The organism is Bacillus sp. FSL E2-0195, from assembly GCF_038003645.1.
GTDB classification, from domain to species: domain Bacteria; phylum Bacillota; class Bacilli; order Bacillales; family Bacillaceae_G; genus Bacillus_A; species Bacillus_A mycoides.
This window is the reverse complement of the sequence record NZ_JBBOPN010000001.1, coordinates 155,713-176,306: the sequence shown is the minus strand read 5'-3', so window position 1 is coordinate 176,306 and position 20,594 is coordinate 155,713. Positions and strand designations below refer to the sequence as shown.

The following is a 20,594-nucleotide window of genomic DNA, read 5'->3' as shown; positions in this document are numbered from 1 at the left end:
TCCATAAGTATAACAAATAAAGGGTAATCAGGTAAAAATGGGAATGGAAATACTTTTAATTACTTATCACCGCGGCTTAATACAAATCCACTAACTACATATAAAACTGAAGCAATGTAAAAAATAGTCCCTATCGTAAAGAAATCCACTAGGTAACCAGTTGCAATTATAGCTACTCCGCCCCCAATTGATGTCCATACATGGTATTTTCCAATTTCGTAACCAGCTTCCTTATGCGCTACCTTTCGTGCTAACGATGTCTTCTCCGTATTACGCTGCACAGCACCTAAAATACCCATTAAAATTTGGAGAATGTATACATGCCAAACTTCTGTTGCAATAGGGAAAAAAAGCATTAATATAGCCATGGACCATGCGTATATAATTAATAACTTTCTATCACCTACCCTATCAGAGATTCTTCCAACTAACGGATATACTAGAGCTGAAGTTAAGGCAAATAAGCCGTACGCCCAGCCAAATTGCGAGAAACTATTTCCTACATTTCGAAGCAATAGTATATAAAAAGGAAATACCATACTACCCGCCATCATAATAATGCTTTGTGAGGCTACAAATCTTCTATATGTCATTTGCTATACTCCTTATAAAATAAATTCACAAACCTTTCCTCTGGGTCTACTTCCTTCTTCTTCTGAAGGAATTCTTCTATGCGAGGATACGCTTTCTTTAGTTGCTCCTTTTCCGGATAAGAATAATACGGTAAATAATAACTTCCATTATGCTTTAACGTAACATCAATCATCTTTTGAATGACCACTTTTGTTTTCTTTATTTCATCTTCAGAACGCCCTTGATTAATTAGAAGCACAAGCGCAAACATATCATCTTTCGCATAAGATAGCACCGCATTCTCATTCTTTTCTACATAGCGGATTGTAATGTTAAGAAGGTTTAATTCCTCTTCATTTAAAACGCTTCGCAAATCATCTATATACGCTGCAAAACCATCTATCGGTACAAAGTACTCTTGTAAAACTTCGGTCAAGTTTGGATTATCGTATTCCATAAAAGTACTATCAGATCTCATTACGTTATTTCGCGTTTCGTACTTACCATCTGTACGTTCAAAATAACTTCTTTGTATGTCCCAAAATGCGCCCTTTCCCCAGTCACTATAACGTGATAACCCGAGCAAAAATTTCGGCGCAGCTATAATATTTTCTTCTTTTAATTTGCTGTACTCTTTCAACTTCTGTTGATCTTCTGCCAGTACATAATCTGTCACATACATCTCTTTTAAAAATGAATTTTGGGCAACAGAAATACGTGCTAAATGCATACGTATATTCTCATCCCTTCGCACTTTATTCTTAAAGTATGAAGAGTATTCTTTATAATCTAGTACTTTCGTATGCGTTTCATACAATTCATCGTTTGTTAACTGTAGCGTCACATCTAAAATCACACCAAATAATCCATATCCCCCAATTACATACGGAAACAAGTCAGCATTTTCTTCTCTATTTACATTACGCACCGTACCATCTGCCATTAACAATCTGAACGACTCTACTGTATCAATCAATGCTTCATGACGAATATCACGCCCATGTACATTTACACTTAATGAACCACCAACAGTAAAAATATTTTGAGATTGCATCACTTGAACTGCAAGACCATATGGATTGATTTTCTTTTGAATGTCATTCCATGTGACACCGCTTTGCACCCTAATCCTCTTCTTCTCCGGATCGAATTCTAATATTTCATTATATCCTTTCATATCAAGCATCGTACCGTTCGGATAATACGTCTGTCCGCCTTGGCTATGTTGCATACCTGCAATAGAAATCTTCTCTCCAGAAACATTTGCATCTTGCACTAACTGTTTTAATGAACGTTCATCCTCAGCATTTTCAACACGTTTAATTTTCGTTGGAAGCAACTTTCCTACATCGCTCATAATAGGATGTTCTAGTTGCTCTTTATATGTATTTATAGATGTCGCAAGCAACACTGTATAAGCTACAATGACCACCGCTATCTTTCTTTTTTTCAAATGACACTCTCCTCTTCCACAGTTTTCCCTCTTCATATTGTACCTATTTTCCTAAGAAGAAAGTATAAAAAAGAGAGGGCACCTTATTTTAGGTCCCCCCTGATCAAAACTGTTACTTTGCTGCCGGCAATTGTATTGGGTCAAACTTTTCGTACGACGTATATTTTGCATTCGTAATAATGTGTGCCTTATCCTTACCATTACTACTCATAATCATATCTATCTTCGCTGATTCATATTTAAAATCTTTTGTAATGATATATTCTGCATCCACTTCTTCTATCTTCGCATTTTGTGCTTGTAACATTTTCTTCTGCGTTTCATCCATGCTAGTTAACATACTTTCTGTTTCTTGCCCTTTTAATGTAAATTTCAGTTTATATTTATCTCCGCTTTTCTCCATCTTCATTTTATCTAAAACTACTGCTGGTACTTCTAAATTATCTATAATATCTTGAGTCGCTTTCATTCCACCAGCGTTTAATTGCTCCTCTGGTACGGTTATAACTTCTCCTGTATTAGGGTTTTTCACCTCACCAGCAACTTTACCATCCACAGTATACACTACAACATCTGTACCAGAAATATTCATTTCAGAACGAGAATTCTTTGTCTTTGGCTCTAATTGCATCTTAGCCTTTAATATATCCATCTCTGTTCCCTCAGCTTTTAACCCTACATCATATGTCATCGTTACATTTTCTTCATTTTTAAAAGCTTCGTTCGTTTTCTTGAAAACATCCTTCGCTTCTAATTCCTTTTCTTTTTGCATGGCTTCTTTTTTCGGTTCATCAGTCTTTGTTGTTTTCTCATTGCTACACCCTACCCCTAGACTGATTGCAAGCACTAAACTTGAAATAATAATAGTTTTTTTCATAATGTCGCCCCCTTTCCCAAAATAATATTACCTCTTTTCCTACGAAATCTATATAATTTTTAATCTTTATTCGCTATATAGCGACATGTTTAATGAAGGTTTTAAATATGATGTAAATAACAACAACTCATTTCAGGAGGTCATTATGAAGGCGATCATTTGCACACAGTATGGACCACCTAACGTTCTTCAGCTTCAAAATATAGAGAAACCTACACCTAAAAAGAACGAAGCATTAATTAAAATTCACGCAACAAGTGTAACGACTGGAGATTGTAGAATACGCGGCTTTAATAGCCCCCTCTTATTTTGGATTCCTATGAGGATCATATTAGGTTTCAGAAAACCGAGAAAACCTGTACTCGGCATAGAGTTATCCGGTGAAATCGAAGAAGTAGGAACAGATGTAACTCAATTTAAAAAAGGTGATCCAATTTTTGCATTAACAGAACTAAACCTCGGTGGTTATGCCGAGTACACATGCGTACATGAAAGTGGATTAATAACATTAAAACCTACCAATGTGACGTATGAAGAAGCGGCAGTTATTCCTTTTGGCGGAACTTCAGCATTACATTTCCTGAGAAAGGGCCGTATAAAAAAAGGGCAACAAGTGCTCATATATGGTGCCTCCGGATCAGTAGGAACAGCTGCTGTACAACTTGCTAAATATTTCGGCGCGACCGTTACGGCTGTTTGTAGTAATTCGAATTTTGAACTCGTGCAATCTTTAGGAGCTGATAAAGTAATTGATTATACGAAAGAAGATTTTACTAAGCAAGGCAAATGCTACGATATTATATTTGATGCAGTTGGGAAGTATAAAAAATCCCTTTGTACAAATACATTAACACCCAATGGAAAATATGTATCTGTTAATGGAATGATGGCCAAGGTAAGTAAAGAGGATATGATTCTATTAAAAAAACTAGTCGAAACGGAAAAACTAAAGCCCGTTATTGATAGAACTTACCGATTAGAAGAAATTGCTGAAGCTCATATGTATGTGGAAAAGGGACATAAAAAAGGGAACGTTTCGATTACCTTAAAATAAAATATATTCAGAAAATAATATTGACAATTCTTTTTGTAAGATTTACTATTAGTACCATATTAAAAAACTACATACACATACTCTTATCAAGAGTGGCGGAGGGACTGGCCCGATGATGCCCGGCAACCGAGCTTATAACGTATAAGCTAAGGTGCTAATTCCTGCAGAACGATTTTCGTTTTGGAAGATAAGAGAGGAACCTATTTCGTCTATTCGGCACCTCTCTTATTTTTGAGAGGTGCTTTTTATTTTGGAACGTATATTAAGGGGGAATTATAGATGAAAAAGGTGTTATTAAGTATTGTAAGTGGAGCGGTATTATTGTTAGGTGCATGTGGTGCTAATTCTGATAAAGAGGTAAAAGCATTAGATGAGAAAAAGATTACTGTCGGCGTAACGGGTGGACCGCATGAACAAATTTTTGAAAAGGTAAAAGAAGTGGCAGCAAAAGATGGTCTCGAAATTGATGTAAAGGTATTTAATGATTATGTAGCGCCAAACGTATCTTTAGATGAAAAAAGCCTCGATGTAAATAGCTATCAAACTAAATCTTATTTAGACGTATTTAAAGCTGAACGCAACATGAAATTAACTGAAGTATTTTCCACAGTAACATTCCCTATGGGTGTATATTCTAAAAGCTTAAAAGATGTAAAAGAATTAAAAGAGGGCGATGCAATCGCTGTCCCAAATGATCCAACAAATGAGCTTCGTGCTTTAAAGCTATTTGAAAAAGCAGGTGTTTTAAAGGTTGATCCAAAAGCTACAGAAAAAGCGACTGCAAAAGATGTAATTGAAAACCCGAAAAATTTAAAGATTGTTGAATTAGAGGCATCTCAATTACCAACACAGCTAAGTGAAGTAAAGGCAGCTGCAATTAATACAAACTTTGCATTAGGTGCAAAATTAAGCCCAGCGAAAGATTCTATTTTCCGCGAAGGAAAAGATTCACCATATGTGAATTGGGTCGTTGTTCGTACTGAAAATAAAGATGATGCTGTTGTTAATAAATTAAAGAAAGCTTATCAATCTAAAGAAGTAAAAGATTTCATTGAGAAAAAATTCGATGGTTCTGTTTTACCGTCTTGGTAGGAGCTGACTATAATGATTGAATTAAAAAACGTCTCCAAAGTATTTACAACAAAAAAAGGGAATGTTGAGGCTCTTAAATCAACTTCCCTTAAAGTAAAAAAGGGCGAAGTATTTGGAATCATCGGATATAGTGGCGCTGGTAAAAGTACATTAATCCGTTGTGTAAATTTATTAGAAAAACCAACGACAGGAGATATCATTGTAAATGAACAAGAGTTAACAACCTTATCGACAAAAGAACTCGCAAAGGCGAGAAAAAAGATCGGCATGATTTTTCAAGGATTCAATTTACTTAAAACCGTTACCGTTTATGAAAATATCGCACTACCCTTACGTCTATCTGGTCTTCCCAAAAATGAAATTGAAAAAAGGGTAGAAAAGTATTTACGCATTGTTGATCTCTTTAATAAAAAAGATGCCTATCCAAGTGAATTATCTGGTGGTCAAAAACAACGTGTAGCGATCGCTCGCGCACTATCTCATGAGCCTGAAGTTTTATTAAGTGATGAAGCAACGAGCGCATTAGATCCGGAAACGACTGATTCTATTCTTGATTTATTATTAAAGATCAACGAAGAAATCGGAATTACGATTTTGCTAATTACACACGAAATGAATGTCATCCAGCGTATTTGTGACCAAGTTGCTGTAATGGAACATGGATCTGTCGTTGAAAGTGGAACAGTGAAGGACATTTTTACAAATCCACAACATGTAACAACGAAGAAATTTGTAAATAGCGCGTTTGCAGCTAAAATTCCAGAAGAGGTACAGAAAGAACTACAAAGCACCGGGGTAATCGTAACACTTTCATTTATAGGAACCGCTTCAGGAGAACCAGCGTTAGCTGTCGCTACAAAACGTTTCCACGTATATCCTAATATTTTATCAGGCAATATTACACAGTTAAAACATGAGGCATATGGAAAACTGATCGTTCATATGCAAGGTGAAAAAAGTGAAGTACACCGTGCCTTATCATTTTTACAAGAACAAGGGATCATCGTAGAAGGAGGTAGAACAGATTATGGGAAACAAGTCCTTTTTGGATGAGTGGGGTAACGTAATATGGGAAGCAACAATTCAAACATTTCAAATGACATCTATTTCACTACTTATCTCTATTCTTATTGCATTACCACTCGGTGTCACACTTGTTTTAACGAGACCTGGTGGACAGCGAGAAAATAAAATTATCTATCCTATTCTTAATACAGTTATTAATATCATTCGTTCTCTTCCGTTTATCATTCTATTATTCTTCATTTTACCTTTTACAAAGTTTCTAATGGGAACGTCCATTGGCGTGCAAGGTGTTATCGTACCACTTGTTGTCTTCACAGCCCCTTACATTGCCCGTTTAATGGAAACTGCTTTATTAGAAGTGGATCGCGGTGTCATTGAAGCATATCAAGCAATGGGAGTCTCTACTTTAAAAATCATTTGGCACGTTATGGTTAAAGAAGCTCGCCCGTCTCTCGTACTTGGATTAACAATCGCAACGATCGGCTTAATCGGTGCAACAGCAATGGCTGGACTTGTCGGTGCTGGCGGCCTTGGTGATTTAGCATATCGATTCGGACATTTACGCTACGAACCTGAAGTAATGTATGCAACCGTCTTTATTTTGATTATCCTCGTTCAAGGATTACAGTCTTTAGGGAATGGTGTTGCACGAAGATTGAAGAAAGATTAAAAAGAAGGTATCTCATTGAAATGAGATACCTTCTTTTTAATTATAAAATTATCTCTTAAATCCACCTTCTGAATGAATAACTTGCCCTGTAATCCATTCGGCTTCTTCGCTCACTAAAAACTTAATAAGCCTTGCTGCATCCTTTGGCTCACCAATTCTGCCGAAAGGAAACATCGGTCTTAATCCTTGCTTTATCTCCTCAGTCATCCATCCTGTACTAGTTGGACCTGGATTAATTGTATTCACTGTTATCCCTAAATGGGCCACTTCCGCTGACAACGTACTAGTAAGAGCGTCAATTGCTCCCTTCGTTGTTGCATACGCTAATTCTCCTGCCATAGGTCCTTTAAATTGTCCCGACGTCATATTCACAATTCTACCACCAGATTTCTTATCAAAACCTTGGGCAAATTGACTACTTAACAATGTAGTCGCACGAACATTTACCATGTAGTGCTTATCTAGTTCTTCAGCAGTCAAATTAGAGAAATCATTATTTGTAGAATATGCTGCATTATTAATTAATATATGAGGGTACCCTAATTGTTCAGTAACTTTATTTATAAGCTGATTTGATGCATCATTCTGAGTTAGATCTAACTCCATGCTCGATACTTTGACACCGTTTTGTATCAACTTTTCTTTTAATTGTATTTGTTCATTTTTATCAACGCCCCAAGGCATCTCTTTATCGTATTCTGTCCAATACGTAAAAAATATATCGTATCCAGCCTCTGCTAACTCCGTGCAAATAGCTGCTCCTATACCGTCTAGACGACTTACACCTGTAACAACTGCTACTTTATTTTTTAATTGATTCATCATATACTCCTCCAAAGTTAAAGGACGCATATTTTATATAAGAGATATAAATTTCCCCACATAGGCACCTATCCTTACAAAAGGGATGTACAAAACAAATATGCATTCCTTGAATGATTTATAGGTAGCTAAATAAACCCTCACTTACGAGAGAAAAATTCATCTATCTAATTTCTAATCATTACAAGTTCATCCACATATCTATTCTTTGCCTCCTTTTGATATATCTCCATTATTAGTCTACCAAAATAGATGAAATGTTACAAACAATAAAACAATTACTCCTAACCTATTTTTGTTCACATTTCCTCCATTGTGAATTTATTCACAATGGATATATAATAAACATGTAAATACAATACATTGGAGGGATTTCAATGGTTATCAATTTTTTAAGAACTGATAAACGCGCTACTTTCATATTATTATTTTTACGACTTTACATAGGATATGCATGGCTTGCTGCTGGAATAGGAAAAGTTTTTGGACAATCTTTTGACGCAAGTGGTTTTCTAAAAGGAGCTATCGCTCAAGCATCAGGTGCCCATCCTGCAGTACAAGGTTGGTGGGCAGATTTTCTTCAACATTTTGTTCTTCCAAACGCAGACCTATTTAGCTTTTTAGTTCAATGGGGAGAAATTTTAGTAGGGCTAGGTTTGATTTTAGGTGGATTAACAAAAACAGCTGCATTTTTCGGCATCATAATGAACCTTTCATTTTTATTAAGCGGAACTGTTAGTGTAAACCCAAACCTGCTTATTTTAACTATGTTCATTTTAGTTGCAGGACAGAATGCTGGACGTATTGGATTAGATGGTTATGTTTTCCCAAAACTTTTCAAAAAAAATAACCGTGAAGCATATAAATTAAGTAAAACTGCATAAGAATAGTTCATCTTTTAAATATAAATAAGGAAAGAGCCTACATTCAGGCTCTTTTCTCATTTACACCAAAACATTTCACAGTTTGCCTTATCCGCAATGTTAAACTCAATCATATATAACCGAATAAATGTGTACGACTTTATTTCAAGCACCTAAAAAGCTTAAAGACTAAAACAAGCCATTATAAAACCCTAAATTCTTTCATACTTTCTCCAAGAATATAGTGTGAAAACCACATCAAATTCTGCTTCATAATAGCCACATTAATTCCTGGCTGGTCAGAACTATATGCCATTCCTTTAAAAATAATTAATTCTGTATTAACTTCCATATCCCTTAACCCTTGATATAGCTCATATGCATTGGAAGTTGGAATCCTTGCATCCTTTTCGCCATGTTGGATTAAGGTAGGCGTACAGGCTGATTTAATATATGTCATTGGCGATGTTTTTGTATATATATCTGGATCATTCCATGGAGTATTTCCTAAATGCATTCTAATAAAGTAAGGGATATCTGTATTTACATAATGGGTACTCCAGTTAGTAATTCCGCCCCCAACTGAAATAGCTTTAAATCTATTACTAAACGTAGAACAGAAGGCTGATATATATCCTCCGTTACTCCATCCCATAACTCCTACTCTATCTTTATCTACAATCCCTTGCTCAACTAGTTCATCCACTCCAGATATAACATCCTCGTAGTCAGCAATTCCCTGTTTTCTATAGTTGGCTTTTAAGAACTCATTACCATAGCCAGAACTTCCTCTATAGTTTGGCTCTAAAACTATAAAGCCTTTTTCGATAAACTGCTCAATCGGATATTTCTCATTAAAACAGTCTGAGAATATCGGAAAAGATGCCCAAGCTGGTCCACCATGGATTACTACTAATAAAGGATATTTTTTGTTGGCATCAAAATCTACTGGGGTTGATAAAACACCCTCTATTTCAAGACCATCACTACTTTGCCATGAGATTATTTCCCTGTTACTTTTCAGCTTCCCTTTAAAAAGGCTATTTTCATCCGTTATTTTTTTATCGTCTAAATAGATTTCAAAGGTTTCATTTGTTATAGCCTTACTATAGGATATATGATTTCCATCCCTTGTTATAGAAGCATCCATTATAAAGCCATCTACTTTGTCACCTAACATTTCCACAGTGCCATCCTCACATAGCAATCCAATACGATAGTTAGTTTTATCCTGCCATCTAATTAAAATCCCCTTATCTGTCCACTGTAATGGCATAACCGTACTATCAAAATTTGTTAGAGGCTGAATTACCTCTCCAGTATTCATATCATATATCTCTAATGTACTTTCTTGTATATGGTTTCTATAGTAATCCTTCTCTCTTATGCTTGCTGAGTAACATATTTTGCTGCCCTCAGGAGAAAAGCAAACGCTCCCGCCCAACAACTTATCTACATTCATCTTTTGTAGTTCCTCAGCTTCAACATCTAATATGTATAGATCACCATTCATATGATCGTTTAGGCTTGGTGTAGCCATAAATACAACCTTTGTCCCATCATTTGAAATATCAAAGTTATGTATATAAAAATCCTTACCATCCGTTAGTTGATAAACACCGCTAATCTCACGTTCCTCTTTATCATTTTGTATCCCTTTTTCTATTTCAATGTAATATAAACAATTATTCCGATGTTCCTTACCTGCATGTTGGAAGTCCCCATATAGCTCTTTACGTTTCTTTATTTCCTCACATTCTTTTGACTGTGCAACATAATAAAAACCTTTACCAGTAGGCTCCCATTTGAATGTACTGACCCCTTCTTTCTCATCAGTAATTTGTAACTCACTATAACCATCTATTGACTTAACAAAGATTTGATTTTTCTTATTATCTCCGTCACCAACTGGGCTAAGGTATGCGATATCCCTAGAATCTGGGGACCATAATGGGTGTATACTATCTATATCCCCAGTTGTTAATAGGTAACTCTGCTCCTTATCTTTTTCATATATCCATATATGATTCCTATATGTATTGTCTTTCCAGTTAGCTGTCTTCTTAACAAATGCTACGCCTTTGCCGTCATCACTTATATTTGCACCTGATAAGGTTGGTAATGAAATAATCTCTTCTATACTTAAATATGTTTTTTCTTTCACCTTCATTAATAAACCCCCTTGTAATGTCTAGTAATCTAATTTGTTCAATAAAGTGAAACTTTAATCAGTGTTTTTTTCCATCAACGAATATCTGAAATAACAACAGAAAATTCAGTTAAATAAAAGTAGTTCCGTCCCAAATCCGATAAAACTTCATGCTATCTGCCGGTTTTTATACTTTTTAAATCCCACTGACCGATCTAATGAGGGATCATCTTGAATTTCAAGACAAGGCTGATAATCTCTCCCACTGCCAGTTCCTTGCCCCTCTTTAATCCACTTATCGATTTTAAATGTTCTTTTTTTCGACACAAAAATGCCCCTTTAGATAATCATATCCAAAGGGGCAAAGCTTCACAACTTTTTTATAAACGTCGTGACTTTATTTTAAATTTACAATAATCTAGTTACTCTACCAATCTCCTACTCAACAGTAACAGACTTAGCTAAGTTACGTGGCTTATCAACGTCACATTCGCGGTGAAGCGCTGCGTAGTATGAGATAAGTTGGAATGGAATAACTGCTACTAGCGGTGCTAGTGCTTCGTGTACAGCTGGTAATACGAAGCTGTCACCTTCCATTTCTAAGCCTTTCATTGAGATGATACATGGGTTAGCTCCGCGTGCTACTACTTCTTTCACGTTACCACGAATTCCAAGGTTTACGTGCTCTTGTGTAGCAAGTGCGATAACTGGTGTACCGTTTTCGATTAAGGCAATTGTACCGTGTTTTAATTCTCCTCCAGCAAATCCTTCTGCTTGGATGTAAGAGATTTCTTTTAGTTTTAACGCACCTTCTAAACCTACGAAGAAGTCTACGCTACGTCCGATGAAGAAGCAGTTACGCGTTGTTGCTAAAAATTGTTTTGCTAATGCGTCCATTTCTTCTTTTTGATCACAAAGTACTACCATTGCATTTGCTACAAGTCCTAATTCATGTGTTAAATCGAAATCAAGAACCTCACCTTTTGCTTTTGCAATGTCAGCCGCTAAGATTGAAAGTACTGCAAGCTGTGCTGTGTATGCTTTCGTCGATGCAACTGCGATTTCTGGTCCTGCATATAAAGGAAGTGTATAATCAGCTTCACGAGAAAGCGTAGAACCAGGTACGTTTGTAATTGTTAATGCTTTATGACCCATTTCATTTGTTTGCACAAGTACTGCACGGCTATCAGCTGTTTCACCACTTTGTGAAATATAAATGAAGAATGGTCTTTCTGTTAATAATGGCATGTTGTAAGAGAATTCACTTGCTACATGTACTTCAACTGGTACTTTCGCAAATTTCTCAATGAATTGCTTTCCAACAAGACCTGCATGATAACTTGTTCCACATGCAATGATGTAAATGCGATCGCTATCTAAAATTGCGTTACGGATATCTTGATCTAATTCAATTTCGCCATTTTCATCTTGGTACTTTTGAATAATATTACGGATTACAAGTGGTTGCTCGTCGATTTCTTTTAGCATGAAATGAGGATACGTTCCTTTTTCAATATCACTTGCGTCTAATTCCGCTGTAAACGGTGCACGTTCAATCGTTTCACCTTGTAAGTTTTTAATTGTAATGCTTTCTTTTGTTACGATTACCATTTCTTTATCCATTAACTCGATAAATTGATCTGTAACTTGCAACATCGCCATAGCGTCGCTTGCAATAACATTAAAGTTATCACCAGCACCTACTAATAGCGGGCTTTTGTTTTTAGCAACATAAATCATGTTTGGATTTTCAGCATCAAGTAGTCCGATTGCGTAAGAACCATGTAAAAGAGATAACGTTTGACGGAACGCGTCTTCTACACTTAGTCCTGTACTTACTTGTTGTTCCATAAGTTGCACGATAATTTCTGTATCTGTTTCACTTACGAACGTTACATCTTGTAAATATTCCTTTTTCACTAACTCATAGTTTTCAATTACACCGTTATGAACTAGTGTAAAGCGTTTTGATGTACTTTGATGCGGATGCGCGTTTAGTTTGCTTGGAACACCGTGTGTAGCCCAGCGTGTGTGACCGATTCCCACGCTTGCTGCTACATTCTCTTCTACGACTTCGCGAAGTTTTGCAATACGGCCTTTTTCTTTGTATACAACAACACCGTTCTCTGCTTGTACTGCAATACCTGCTGAATCATATCCGCGATATTCTAGCTTTTCTAAACCTTTTAATAAAATTTCCTTTGCATCTTGCTCTCCAATAAATCCTACGATTCCACACATGTTTAGTCGCCGTTACAAATGCTTACACTGCTCTGCGAACATGTAACGACATAGTCCGATACCATTTTTATTTATACTAAAAAACGGATTACATATTGCTAGCCCTGTAAGCTTGTAACGGCTTTCACCTTCCTCTCGATTGGGTTAAAGTCCGTATATACTTATACAGCTAGTATTCATCCGTTCCTCTTCTCTCATCACACTTTCACCTTTGTCCACTAAGTCACCTTAATGTTTTAAGTAAAAGATTGCGGTTGTGATGAACAACCGGGAGTCATCCGCCGAAATCTCGATAAACTCCACCTCGTCAACTACACTACTTGTAGTTCTGGCGCTTTTATAATTTACAATATTTCCTTTGAGAAAAAGAACAAGACCATCGTATAACAAACAATATAAATCGTCAATGAAATTTTTTTCATTATCTATAAAACATATGAAAAAGGAGCACTTCTTGTGCTCCTTTTAAAACAAATTTGGTAAATTATTCAGCTCCAACTTCCGCTTTCACAACTTCTACAATACGATGTACATACCCATCACAAATTTCTTGTGTCGGTGCTTCTGCCATTACACGAATAAGTGGTTCTGTTCCAGATGGACGAACAAGAATACGACCGTCTCCGTTCATTTCTTCCTCTACAACACGAATAATTTCTTTAATTTTCTCGTTTTCTAATGCTAGTTTTTTATCTGTTACACGAACGTTTACTAGTAATTGTGGGAATTTTGTCATCTCGCCTGCAAGCTCAGATAATGGCTTTTTCGTCATTTTCATGATGTTTACAAGTTGAAGTGCACTTAACATTCCATCACCAGTTGTAATGTAATCAAGTAAGATAATATGACCTGATTGTTCTCCGCCCAGGTTATATCCACCACGTTTCATCTCTTCCATTACGTAGCGATCACCAACTGCTGTTTTATCACTTGTAATATTGTTTGCTTCAAGCGCTTTGTAGAAACCTAAGTTACTCATAACTGTTGAAACAACTGTATTATGTTTCAATTGACCAGTTTCTTTCATATACTTCGCGCAAATAAACATAATTTGATCGCCATCAACGATGTTTCCTTTTTCGTCTACTGCGATTAAACGGTCTCCGTCACCATCAAAAGCAAGACCAATGTCAGCACCTTTTTCTTTTACTAATTCAGCTAACACTTCTGGATGCGTAGAACCTACTCCAGCGTTAATATTCATACCGTTCGGTGAAGTTCCCATTGTTGAAATATCAGCTTCTAAATCTGCAAATAAATATGGAGCTAAAGAAGATGTAGCACCATGTGCACAATCTAAAGCAATATGTAACCCAGAGAAATCTTCCTCTACAGTTTGTTTAATGTATTGTAAATATTTTTGTCCACCTTCAAAGTAATCACTCACTTGTCCAAGGTTAGTACCTGTTGGACGTGGTAGCTCATCAACTTCTTTGTCTAATAACGCTTCAATTTCTGCTTCTTGCTCATCTGTTAATTTAAATCCATCTGAACCGAAGAACTTAATTCCATTATCTTGTACTGGGTTATGAGATGCAGAGATCATAACACCTGCTTGCGCCCCTAAAGCTTTTGTTAAATAAGCCACACCTGGTGTAGAAATAACACCAAGGCGCATTACTTCCGCTCCAGTTGATAATAGGCCTGCTACTAAAGCTCCTTCTAGCATATGTCCAGATACACGTGTATCACGGCCAATAATTACTTTTGGACGATCTGTATCTTTTGTTAATACATAGCCGCCAAAACGTCCTATTTTAAAAGCTAATTCAGGTGTTAATTCCTTATTTGCAACCCCGCGTACTCCGTCTGTACCAAAATATTTACCCATTATTATTCGCTCCTTTTTCGTGCTCTTTTTGATTATCTACTGTTGGTTCTTGGCTCGTTTCTTGGCCATTTTCTTTGTCTTTTTCTTTTTCTTTGTCTTTTTCTTTTTCCTGATCCTTTTCTGGATTAGGTTCAGGATTTTTTGGTTTTTCAGTTTGATTTTCTTGATTGTTTTTTGAATCTGGTTGTTCAATATTACCCTGTACTTCTTTATCCGGCTTTTCTTTCTTCACAATTGTGACTTTAGCACTTTTTTGTTTTGCTTCTATCGAAATATTACCAGGACCACTCACTTGAATAGAAACATCTGTCGTCCCCGGAGATACATTTTGCAGATTAATCGCCGCTGTTATTTGAGCAGCTGTTATTTTATCTACTATACTTGCTTCTCCTGAAATATCAACGCTTATCTTTCCATCTTGTGGCGAAAGTAGCTGCGCAGTAACATCATTCGGAATTCCACTTTTTTGAATCGGGATACCATCAATAGTTTTACTTTTCGTTTGTTTTACCTTTTGTACCCCTACGGAAACCTTCACTTGATTTGGTTTTGCACTTGTTACACCTTTTGGCAATAAAACAGAGGCATCGAATGTTGTAGAATCCGTCAATTGACTAAAATCTACCTCGACCCCCTCTATAGATTGTATATTATCCAAAATGTCTTTTGGACCTGCTATCGTTACTTCTCTCGGCTCAACGCTAATATTTGTAACAGTCAATCCTTCTGGCAAACTCCCCTTTTTCGTATACGTCACAGGAACAGTTTTTTCAGTATTATTGGCCGTAGCTTGCGTCGCCACATTCAATGTTACACTAATTTTAGATGGACTCGTTCTTACATTTAAACGTTTTCCTTCTTTATTGTATAATGTAACTTCGGGTGTTTTTGTAACAGTTTTATTAACACCTTTTAAATCAATATACGCCTTAGCAGATGAAATACTTTCGATTTCTTCTTTCGTCCCAACTACCTCAACAGTATCAGGTTTAATGTTTGATTTTTCGAGAGTAGCACCCGCTGGCATCTGATCCTCATTTGATAATTTTAAGTCTACATGAACATATTTTCTCGCTTTTTCATGAAGAGTAACTTTGATTGTTGCTGGTTGGACTGTTCCTTTCACATCATCTGGAAGCCCATTCGCTTTTAAAGAAACTTCATAAGTTCCTTTTTGACTATCTCGCAAATCAACTGATATATCAAATTGTTTTTTTGCTTTTGCTGTAGCAACTGCTGATTTTGGACCTTCCAACTTCACCTTAACTCCACCTGATGGAATACCACTTACAATATATTTCTCTTCATCATACTTCAGGGTAATAGGATAATCAGTTAATGTTTCTTTCGTTTCATTTACGAAAGGTAATATACTCGATGTCGTATTTTTTTCAGTTAAAGTTGCTGACATGAAAAGCATACACGCCAATAGTAATGAGATTCCTTTTAAAAACCAATGATTCTCCATTAACTTATCCATGACGCTTTCTCCTCCAATTCCATAAAGACGAAGAAGTCGTTTTTTCGTTCCCACTAAATTCTGCTAACAACATGTCCTTCAGCTGTTCTGTCTTCAAATCACGATGTAACTTACCGTTTTTCGTTAAAGAAATTTGGCCTGTTTCTTCCGACACAACTACTGTAATACTATCAGTGACTTCACTAACTCCCATTGCAGCGCGATGCCTAGTTCCTAACTCCTTAGAAATAAATGGGCTTTCTGATAACGGAAGGTAACATGCTGCTGCTTTAATTGTACTTCCCTGCATAATTACTGCTCCATCATGAAGAGGGGTATTAGGGATAAAAATATTAATGAGTAATTCCGATGATACATTTGCATTTAGCGGAATACCCGTTTCTACATAATCATCCATCCCAGTCTCTTTTGACAAAGTAATTAGTGCACCAATTCTACGTTTTCCCATATATTCCGTTGCTTTAGCTATCGCTGTTGCAACAATTTCAGGTTCATCTTCCCCCTGATTTCCCACACGCGAAAATAAGCTACCCCGTCCTAGCTGCTCAAGTGCTCTTCTCAATTCTGGCTGGAAGATAATAATAACGGCTAAAAATCCCCACGTTAATACTTGTTCCGTTAGCCAATATAGCGTATGCAATTCAAGTAAAATACTAATCATCCGGACGACAATAATAACTGTAATACCTTTTAAAAGTTGCACAGCCTTCGTGCCCCGAATTATAAGAATTAGCTTATATATAATAAACCATACAACAGCAATATCTAATGCCGTACTAAGATATTTCAAAATGGTCGTATCTTCAAAAGGCATGCTAACCCTTCCTCCTACTTACGAGCAATTCTATCCATATATTGAAATATTATTTTATGCTCTATCTGTATGTATTTCCAACAACTAGTTAATTATACCATACATGAACCAAACGACAATTACAAACGCCCCCCTTTAGCTTAAATTGGTAAGATGTCAAACTTTCTTATCCTACAGTATAATATAAGTCATTATTATACGCCTATTTTCAAATAAAAAAAGCAACTTCTCAGTTGCTTTTCTTACATTTATTTTAGTTTTTCACCGAACAAAGAACCCATTAAAGCAACCGCTGTTGTTGCTGTTCTGTTTCTCTCATCTAAAATCGTATTTACTTCAACAAATTCAGCAGATGTAACAATATCAGCTTCTGCTAACATCTCCATCGCTAAGTGGCTTTCACGATAAGATAGACCACCAATTACAGGTGTTCCAACTCCTGGTGCGTCATGAGGATCAAGCCCATCTAAATCTAATGATAAATGAACACCGTCAGTATGAGATAAATACGCAATTGTTTCTTCCATAACAGCCGTCATACCCATACGATCAATTTCATGCATTGAGAATACTTTAATGCCTTCTTCACGAATAAAGTCCTTTTCTCCTTCATCTAATGCACGTGCACCTATAATTACAACGTTCTCTTTTTTTACTTTCGGGTATGCCCCGTATAAATCTACAAGTGAAGAATGTCCATAACCTAAACTTGCAGCAAGTGACATACCGTGAATATTTCCAGATGGTGATGTTTCTTCTGTATTTAAATCACCGTGTGCATCATACCAAATAACACCTAAATTTTTATAATGTTTCGCCACACCAGCTAGCGTACCGATAGCAATACTATGATCACCGCCTAATACAAGTGGAAAACGACCTTCTTCTATAATATGATCAACCTTAGTCGCTAGTTCATTACATACAGTTGCAACTTGAGTAAGGTTTCGTAACTTTGTATTTTCATCTACTTCTTTTTCTCTCTCTATACATATATCTCCCATATCTTTTACGTCATATCCAATTTGTTCAATTCTTTCAACTACCCCTGCATAACGGATCGCGCTTGGTCCCATATCAACCCCGCGACGCATCTGTCCTAAATCCATTGGAACTCCAATAACTGAGATTTCTTTTTTCATAGATAGTATCCCCCTTTTATGCCTTCACTAAATATTTTAAATCTTTTATATAGTCTGACTCAACTCGACATTTTTCTGCATGGATATACATTTTATTCACTTATATTTACGTTGGACTCCCGATTTTTAAACTATTCTATGTATAAAGTTAACTTAATGAACCAACTAACTTTTCTATCAGCTAATATTTTTATCCGTGCCTTTCTCCATCAATACCTAGAATTACACAAAACATCCTCAAATAACTGAATTTAAAAAACACTTCTACACTTAGAAGCGTTTTTCTGATGCTAGTTTCCACACTGCTGCAATATTTCTCGCTGTCATTTCTATATTCTCTTCTGCCCTTTTATATGCCTCTTCTAATGTCATTGGACTTGCTGTAATACTAAATACTGCATCAATTCCCTTTTCATAAACAATTGTATAGTTCGGAGATACAGATCCACCAATAGCAATTACAGGAATATGACGGCATTTCGCCCGCTTCGCGACACCAACAGGAGCTTTTCCATAAGCTGTTTGTTCATCTATCCTTCCCTCACCAGTTACAATAAGATCGGCACCCTCTATACACTTATCAAAATTTGTATAATCTAATACAATTTCAATCCCTTTTCTTAGCTGTCCCTTTAGTACTGCAACGACAGCGGCTCCCATTCCTCCAGCTGCCCCTGCACCAGGTATTAGGGACACATCAAAAGATACGTACTGTTTAAGTATATTAGCATAATGTTTTAAATTCCCGTCTAGCTCTTTCATCATCTCTACATTCGCACCCTTTTGTCTCCCAAATACAAAAGACGCTCCCTTTGGTCCAACTAATGGATTGTCGACATCACATGCTGCTTCTAGCTTTATATCCTTCAAACGTGTATCCATACGAGAAAGGTTAAGAGCAGTAATCAAATGTAATGTTCCTCCAGAGGGCTCAATTACTTCACCTTTCCTATTAATAAACTCTACGCCTAAAGCAGACAACATACCTGCCCCACCATCATTTGTAGCACTTCCTCCAAGCCCTAAAATAATGTGTTTAGCTCCTTGATCTAATGCATGTAATATCAGTTCACCTGTCCCTTTTGTCGTTGTAATAAGTGGGTTTCTCTTTTCAATTGGAACGTGTTGTAATCCTGATGCTGCCGCCATTTCAATAAATGCTGTCTCCTTATCCTTAGACATTCCATAATAGGCTTGCACACTCTCCCCAAGCGGCCCTGTCACATTAAGTGATATAATTCCCCCCATTGTAGCACCAACAAGAGATTCGACCGTTCCTTCACCTCCATCTCCAATTGGTACTTTAACGTACTCTGCTTTAGGAAAAACTGCTGCAAAACCCCTTTCAATAGCTTCACATACCTCTATAGCTTTCAGGCTTTCTTTATATGAATCCGATGCAATGACAACTTTCATAATTATCCCCCCTTATTCAATCCCTTTTTTTCATTTTAAACGATATACGGAAAAGTTTCCTTTTTGAGTGGAATTTAAACACAAAAAAAGCTTACATCATTTGATGTAAGCTTTTCCTATTTATATGGAGCCTAGCGGGATCGAACCGCTGACCTCCTGCGTGCAAGGCAGGCGCTCTCCCAGCTGAGCTAAGGCCCCTTAGTAATTAAGCGGAAGACGGGATTCGAACCCGCGACCCCAACCTTGGCAAGGTTGTATTCTACCACTGAACTACTTCCGCGAAAATGGTGAGCCATGAAGGATTCGAACCTTCGACCCTCTGATTAAAAGTCAGATGCTCTACCAACTGAGCTAATGGCTCGTAAATGGCTGGGCTAGCTGGATTCGAACCAGCGCATGACGGAGTCAAAGTCCGTTGCCTTACCGCTTGGCTATAGCCCATTAATATTTACTAGTATGGTTATCTTTTCAAAAAAATAAACCCTCTCAGGTTATTTTAAAGAAAATGGTGGAGGGGGGCAGATTCGAACTGCCGAACCCAAAGGAGCGGATTTACAGTCCGCCGCGTTTAGCCACTTCGCTACCCCTCCGACATTTAAAAATATATGGTGGAGGATGACGGGATCGAACCGCCGACCCCCTGCTTGTAAGGCAGGTGCTCTCCCAGCTGAGCTAATCCTCCAAAAGTGGTGACCCGTACGGGATTCGAACCCGTGTTACCGCCGTGAAAGGGCGGTGTCTTAACCACTTGACCAACGGGCCAAAAAAAAACAAAACTTTTCCCAAGCTTCCAACCGGGCTTGAACCGGTGACCTCTTCCTTACCATGGAAGTACTCTACCAGCTGAGCTATGGAAGCATAATGGCTCCGCAGGTAGGAATCGAACCTACGACCGATCGGTTAACAGCCGATAGCTCTACCGCTGAGCTACTGCGGAATAATATAAGCCTGGCAACGTCCTACTCTCACAGGGACAAGGTCCCAACTACCATCGGCGCTAGAGAGCTTAACTTCCGTGTTCGGTATGGGAACGGGTGTGACCTCTCTGCCATCATTACCAGACTTTTAACATTATACACATTCTTTTGAGA

The 20,594-nt window shown here is 37.1% G+C and carries 17 protein-coding genes, 9 tRNA genes, 1 rRNA gene, 1 pseudogene and 1 riboswitch; of the genes and pseudogenes, 5 read left to right on the top strand and 23 right to left on the bottom strand.

The window, feature by feature from the left end:
- Nucleotides 1-59: 59 nt before the first annotated feature.
- The 3 genes from MHH59_RS01025 to MHH59_RS01015 all read right to left on the bottom strand — a co-directional run bounded on the left by MHH59_RS01025 (nt 60) and on the right by MHH59_RS01015 (nt 2,903).
- Nucleotides 60-593, bottom strand: a complete 534-nt coding sequence (locus MHH59_RS01025) for an MFS transporter (RefSeq protein WP_002091456.1) — start codon at nt 591-593, stop codon at nt 60-62.
- Nucleotides 590-2,026 (bottom strand): FAD-binding oxidoreductase, encoded by a 1,437-nt coding sequence (locus tag MHH59_RS01020; RefSeq protein ID WP_002124725.1) that lies wholly within the window; start codon nt 2,024-2,026, stop codon nt 590-592. The genes MHH59_RS01025 and MHH59_RS01020 overlap by 4 nt, the downstream gene beginning before the upstream one ends.
- A 112-nt stretch (nt 2,027-2,138) precedes the next feature.
- On the bottom strand, nt 2,139-2,903 hold the full coding sequence (locus tag MHH59_RS01015; protein ID WP_002009840.1) for a DUF6612 family protein: 765 nt from the start codon (nt 2,901-2,903) through the stop codon (nt 2,139-2,141).
- Nucleotides 2,904-3,048: 145 nt separating this feature from the next.
- On the opposite strand from MHH59_RS01015, the gene MHH59_RS01010 reads away from it, so the two are divergent.
- The 4 genes from MHH59_RS01010 (at nt 3,049) to MHH59_RS00995 (ending at nt 6,745) form a co-directional block, all read left to right on the top strand.
- Nucleotides 3,049-3,957, top strand: coding sequence for an NAD(P)-dependent alcohol dehydrogenase (locus MHH59_RS01010; RefSeq protein ID WP_340850755.1), 909 nt, complete (start codon nt 3,049-3,051; stop codon nt 3,955-3,957).
- Nucleotides 3,958-4,037: 80 nt separating this feature from the next.
- Nucleotides 4,038-4,151, top strand: a riboswitch (SAM riboswitch).
- Between the two features lie 85 nt (nt 4,152-4,236).
- The gene (locus tag MHH59_RS01005) at nt 4,237-5,049 is read left to right on the top strand and encodes a MetQ/NlpA family ABC transporter substrate-binding protein (RefSeq protein WP_000756967.1); all 813 of its coding nucleotides are present in this window, start codon (nt 4,237-4,239) and stop codon (nt 5,047-5,049) included.
- Nucleotides 5,050-5,061: 12 nt separating this feature from the next.
- Nucleotides 5,062-6,102, top strand: a complete 1,041-nt coding sequence (locus tag MHH59_RS01000; protein WP_002124721.1) for a methionine ABC transporter ATP-binding protein — start codon at nt 5,062-5,064, stop codon at nt 6,100-6,102.
- Complete coding sequence (locus tag MHH59_RS00995; protein WP_002124718.1) at nt 6,077-6,745, top strand: methionine ABC transporter permease; 669 nt, start codon at nt 6,077-6,079, stop codon at nt 6,743-6,745. Before MHH59_RS01000 ends, MHH59_RS00995 begins: the two co-directional genes overlap by 26 nt.
- A gap of 48 nt (nt 6,746-6,793) precedes the next feature.
- On the opposite strand, the gene MHH59_RS00990 is transcribed toward MHH59_RS00995, so the two are convergent.
- Nucleotides 6,794-7,570, bottom strand: a complete 777-nt coding sequence (locus MHH59_RS00990; RefSeq protein WP_340850754.1) for an SDR family oxidoreductase — start codon at nt 7,568-7,570, stop codon at nt 6,794-6,796.
- Nucleotides 7,571-7,944: 374 nt separating this feature from the next.
- Here MHH59_RS00990 and MHH59_RS00985 point away from each other — a divergent pair, with 374 nt between their 5' ends.
- On the top strand, nt 7,945-8,451 hold the full coding sequence (locus MHH59_RS00985; protein ID WP_002124713.1) for a DoxX family membrane protein: 507 nt from the start codon (nt 7,945-7,947) through the stop codon (nt 8,449-8,451).
- Nucleotides 8,452-8,632: 181 nt separating this feature from the next.
- On the opposite strand, the gene MHH59_RS00980 is transcribed toward MHH59_RS00985, so the two are convergent.
- The 19 genes and pseudogenes from MHH59_RS00980 to rrf all read right to left on the bottom strand — a co-directional run bounded on the left by MHH59_RS00980 (nt 8,633) and on the right by rrf (nt 20,565).
- Nucleotides 8,633-10,600 (bottom strand): S9 family peptidase, encoded by a 1,968-nt coding sequence (locus MHH59_RS00980; RefSeq protein WP_340850753.1) that lies wholly within the window; start codon nt 10,598-10,600, stop codon nt 8,633-8,635.
- A 147-nt stretch (nt 10,601-10,747) separates the two neighbouring features.
- Nucleotides 10,748-10,906, bottom strand: coding sequence for a hypothetical protein (locus tag MHH59_RS00975; protein ID WP_445286109.1), 159 nt, complete (start codon nt 10,904-10,906; stop codon nt 10,748-10,750).
- Nucleotides 10,907-11,017: 111 nt separating this feature from the next.
- The gene (glmS, locus tag MHH59_RS00970) at nt 11,018-12,820 is read right to left on the bottom strand and encodes a glutamine--fructose-6-phosphate transaminase (isomerizing) (protein WP_002091471.1); all 1,803 of its coding nucleotides are present in this window, start codon (nt 12,818-12,820) and stop codon (nt 11,018-11,020) included.
- Nucleotides 12,821-12,832: 12 nt separating this feature from the next.
- Nucleotides 12,833-13,018, bottom strand: a pseudogene (locus MHH59_RS00965) (hypothetical protein).
- A 286-nt stretch (nt 13,019-13,304) separates the two neighbouring features.
- A complete protein-coding gene (glmM, locus tag MHH59_RS00960; RefSeq protein WP_002029377.1) occupies nt 13,305-14,651 on the bottom strand; it encodes a phosphoglucosamine mutase in 1,347 nt (448 codons plus the stop codon).
- On the bottom strand, nt 14,644-16,131 hold the full coding sequence (locus MHH59_RS00955; protein ID WP_197236170.1) for a CdaR family protein: 1,488 nt from the start codon (nt 16,129-16,131) through the stop codon (nt 14,644-14,646). Before MHH59_RS00955 ends, glmM begins: the two co-directional genes overlap by 8 nt.
- Nucleotides 16,124-16,945, bottom strand: coding sequence for a diadenylate cyclase CdaA (gene cdaA, locus MHH59_RS00950; protein ID WP_002124707.1), 822 nt, complete (start codon nt 16,943-16,945; stop codon nt 16,124-16,126). Before cdaA ends, MHH59_RS00955 begins: the two co-directional genes overlap by 8 nt.
- A gap of 248 nt (nt 16,946-17,193) precedes the next feature.
- Nucleotides 17,194-18,087 (bottom strand): arginase, encoded by an 894-nt coding sequence (gene rocF, locus MHH59_RS00945; protein ID WP_002029355.1) that lies wholly within the window; start codon nt 18,085-18,087, stop codon nt 17,194-17,196.
- Nucleotides 18,088-18,357: 270 nt separating this feature from the next.
- On the bottom strand, nt 18,358-19,503 hold the full coding sequence (locus MHH59_RS00940; RefSeq protein WP_002124706.1) for a glycerate kinase: 1,146 nt from the start codon (nt 19,501-19,503) through the stop codon (nt 18,358-18,360).
- 125 nt (nt 19,504-19,628) lie between these two features.
- Nucleotides 19,629-19,701 (bottom strand) — tRNA-Ala (locus tag MHH59_RS00935).
- Nucleotides 19,702-19,711: 10 nt separating this feature from the next.
- Nucleotides 19,712-19,783 (bottom strand) — tRNA-Gly (locus MHH59_RS00930).
- A gap of 5 nt (nt 19,784-19,788) precedes the next feature.
- A tRNA-Lys gene (locus MHH59_RS00925) sits at nt 19,789-19,864 on the bottom strand.
- A 5-nt stretch (nt 19,865-19,869) separates the two neighbouring features.
- A tRNA-Gln gene (locus tag MHH59_RS00920) sits at nt 19,870-19,944 on the bottom strand.
- Between the two features lie 65 nt (nt 19,945-20,009).
- Nucleotides 20,010-20,093 (bottom strand) — tRNA-Tyr (locus MHH59_RS00915).
- 16 nt (nt 20,094-20,109) lie between these two features.
- Nucleotides 20,110-20,185, bottom strand: a tRNA-Val gene (locus MHH59_RS00910).
- A 5-nt stretch (nt 20,186-20,190) separates the two neighbouring features.
- Nucleotides 20,191-20,265: transfer RNA gene (locus MHH59_RS00905), tRNA-Glu, on the bottom strand.
- A 23-nt stretch (nt 20,266-20,288) separates the two neighbouring features.
- Nucleotides 20,289-20,361, bottom strand: a tRNA-Thr gene (locus tag MHH59_RS00900).
- Between the two features lie 4 nt (nt 20,362-20,365).
- Nucleotides 20,366-20,440, bottom strand: a tRNA-Asn gene (locus tag MHH59_RS00895).
- Between the two features lie 9 nt (nt 20,441-20,449).
- A 5S ribosomal RNA gene (rrf, locus tag MHH59_RS00890) occupies nt 20,450-20,565 on the bottom strand.
- Between the last annotated feature and the right edge of the window lie 29 nt (nt 20,566-20,594).

What these genes read in the sequence shown, in the direction of transcription:
- MHH59_RS01025 (WP_002091456.1), bottom strand. Translation starts at nt 593, where the DNA reads ATGACATATAGAAGATTTGTAGCCTCACAAAGCATTATTATGATGGCG.
- MHH59_RS01015 (WP_002009840.1), bottom strand. Translation starts at nt 2,903, where the DNA reads ATGAAAAAAACTATTATTATTTCAAGTTTAGTGCTTGCAATCAGTCTA.
- MHH59_RS01010 (WP_340850755.1), top strand. Translation starts at nt 3,049, where the DNA reads ATGAAGGCGATCATTTGCACACAGTATGGACCACCTAACGTTCTTCAG.
- MHH59_RS01005 (WP_000756967.1), top strand. Translation starts at nt 4,237, where the DNA reads ATGAAAAAGGTGTTATTAAGTATTGTAAGTGGAGCGGTATTATTGTTA.
- MHH59_RS01000 (WP_002124721.1), top strand. Translation starts at nt 5,062, where the DNA reads ATGATTGAATTAAAAAACGTCTCCAAAGTATTTACAACAAAAAAAGGG.
- MHH59_RS00995 (WP_002124718.1), top strand. Translation starts at nt 6,077, where the DNA reads ATGGGAAACAAGTCCTTTTTGGATGAGTGGGGTAACGTAATATGGGAA.
- MHH59_RS00990 (WP_340850754.1), bottom strand. Translation starts at nt 7,570, where the DNA reads ATGATGAATCAATTAAAAAATAAAGTAGCAGTTGTTACAGGTGTAAGT.
- MHH59_RS00985 (WP_002124713.1), top strand. Translation starts at nt 7,945, where the DNA reads ATGGTTATCAATTTTTTAAGAACTGATAAACGCGCTACTTTCATATTA.
- MHH59_RS00980 (WP_340850753.1), bottom strand. Translation starts at nt 10,600, where the DNA reads ATGAAGGTGAAAGAAAAAACATATTTAAGTATAGAAGAGATTATTTCA.
- glmS (WP_002091471.1), bottom strand. Translation starts at nt 12,820, where the DNA reads ATGTGTGGAATCGTAGGATTTATTGGAGAGCAAGATGCAAAGGAAATT.
- glmM (WP_002029377.1), bottom strand. Translation starts at nt 14,651, where the DNA reads ATGGGTAAATATTTTGGTACAGACGGAGTACGCGGGGTTGCAAATAAG.
- MHH59_RS00955 (WP_197236170.1), bottom strand. Translation starts at nt 16,131, where the DNA reads ATGGATAAGTTAATGGAGAATCATTGGTTTTTAAAAGGAATCTCATTA.
- cdaA (WP_002124707.1), bottom strand. Translation starts at nt 16,945, where the DNA reads ATGCCTTTTGAAGATACGACCATTTTGAAATATCTTAGTACGGCATTA.
- rocF (WP_002029355.1), bottom strand. Translation starts at nt 18,087, where the DNA reads ATGAAAAAAGAAATCTCAGTTATTGGAGTTCCAATGGATTTAGGACAG.
- MHH59_RS00940 (WP_002124706.1), bottom strand. Translation starts at nt 19,503, where the DNA reads ATGAAAGTTGTCATTGCATCGGATTCATATAAAGAAAGCCTGAAAGCT.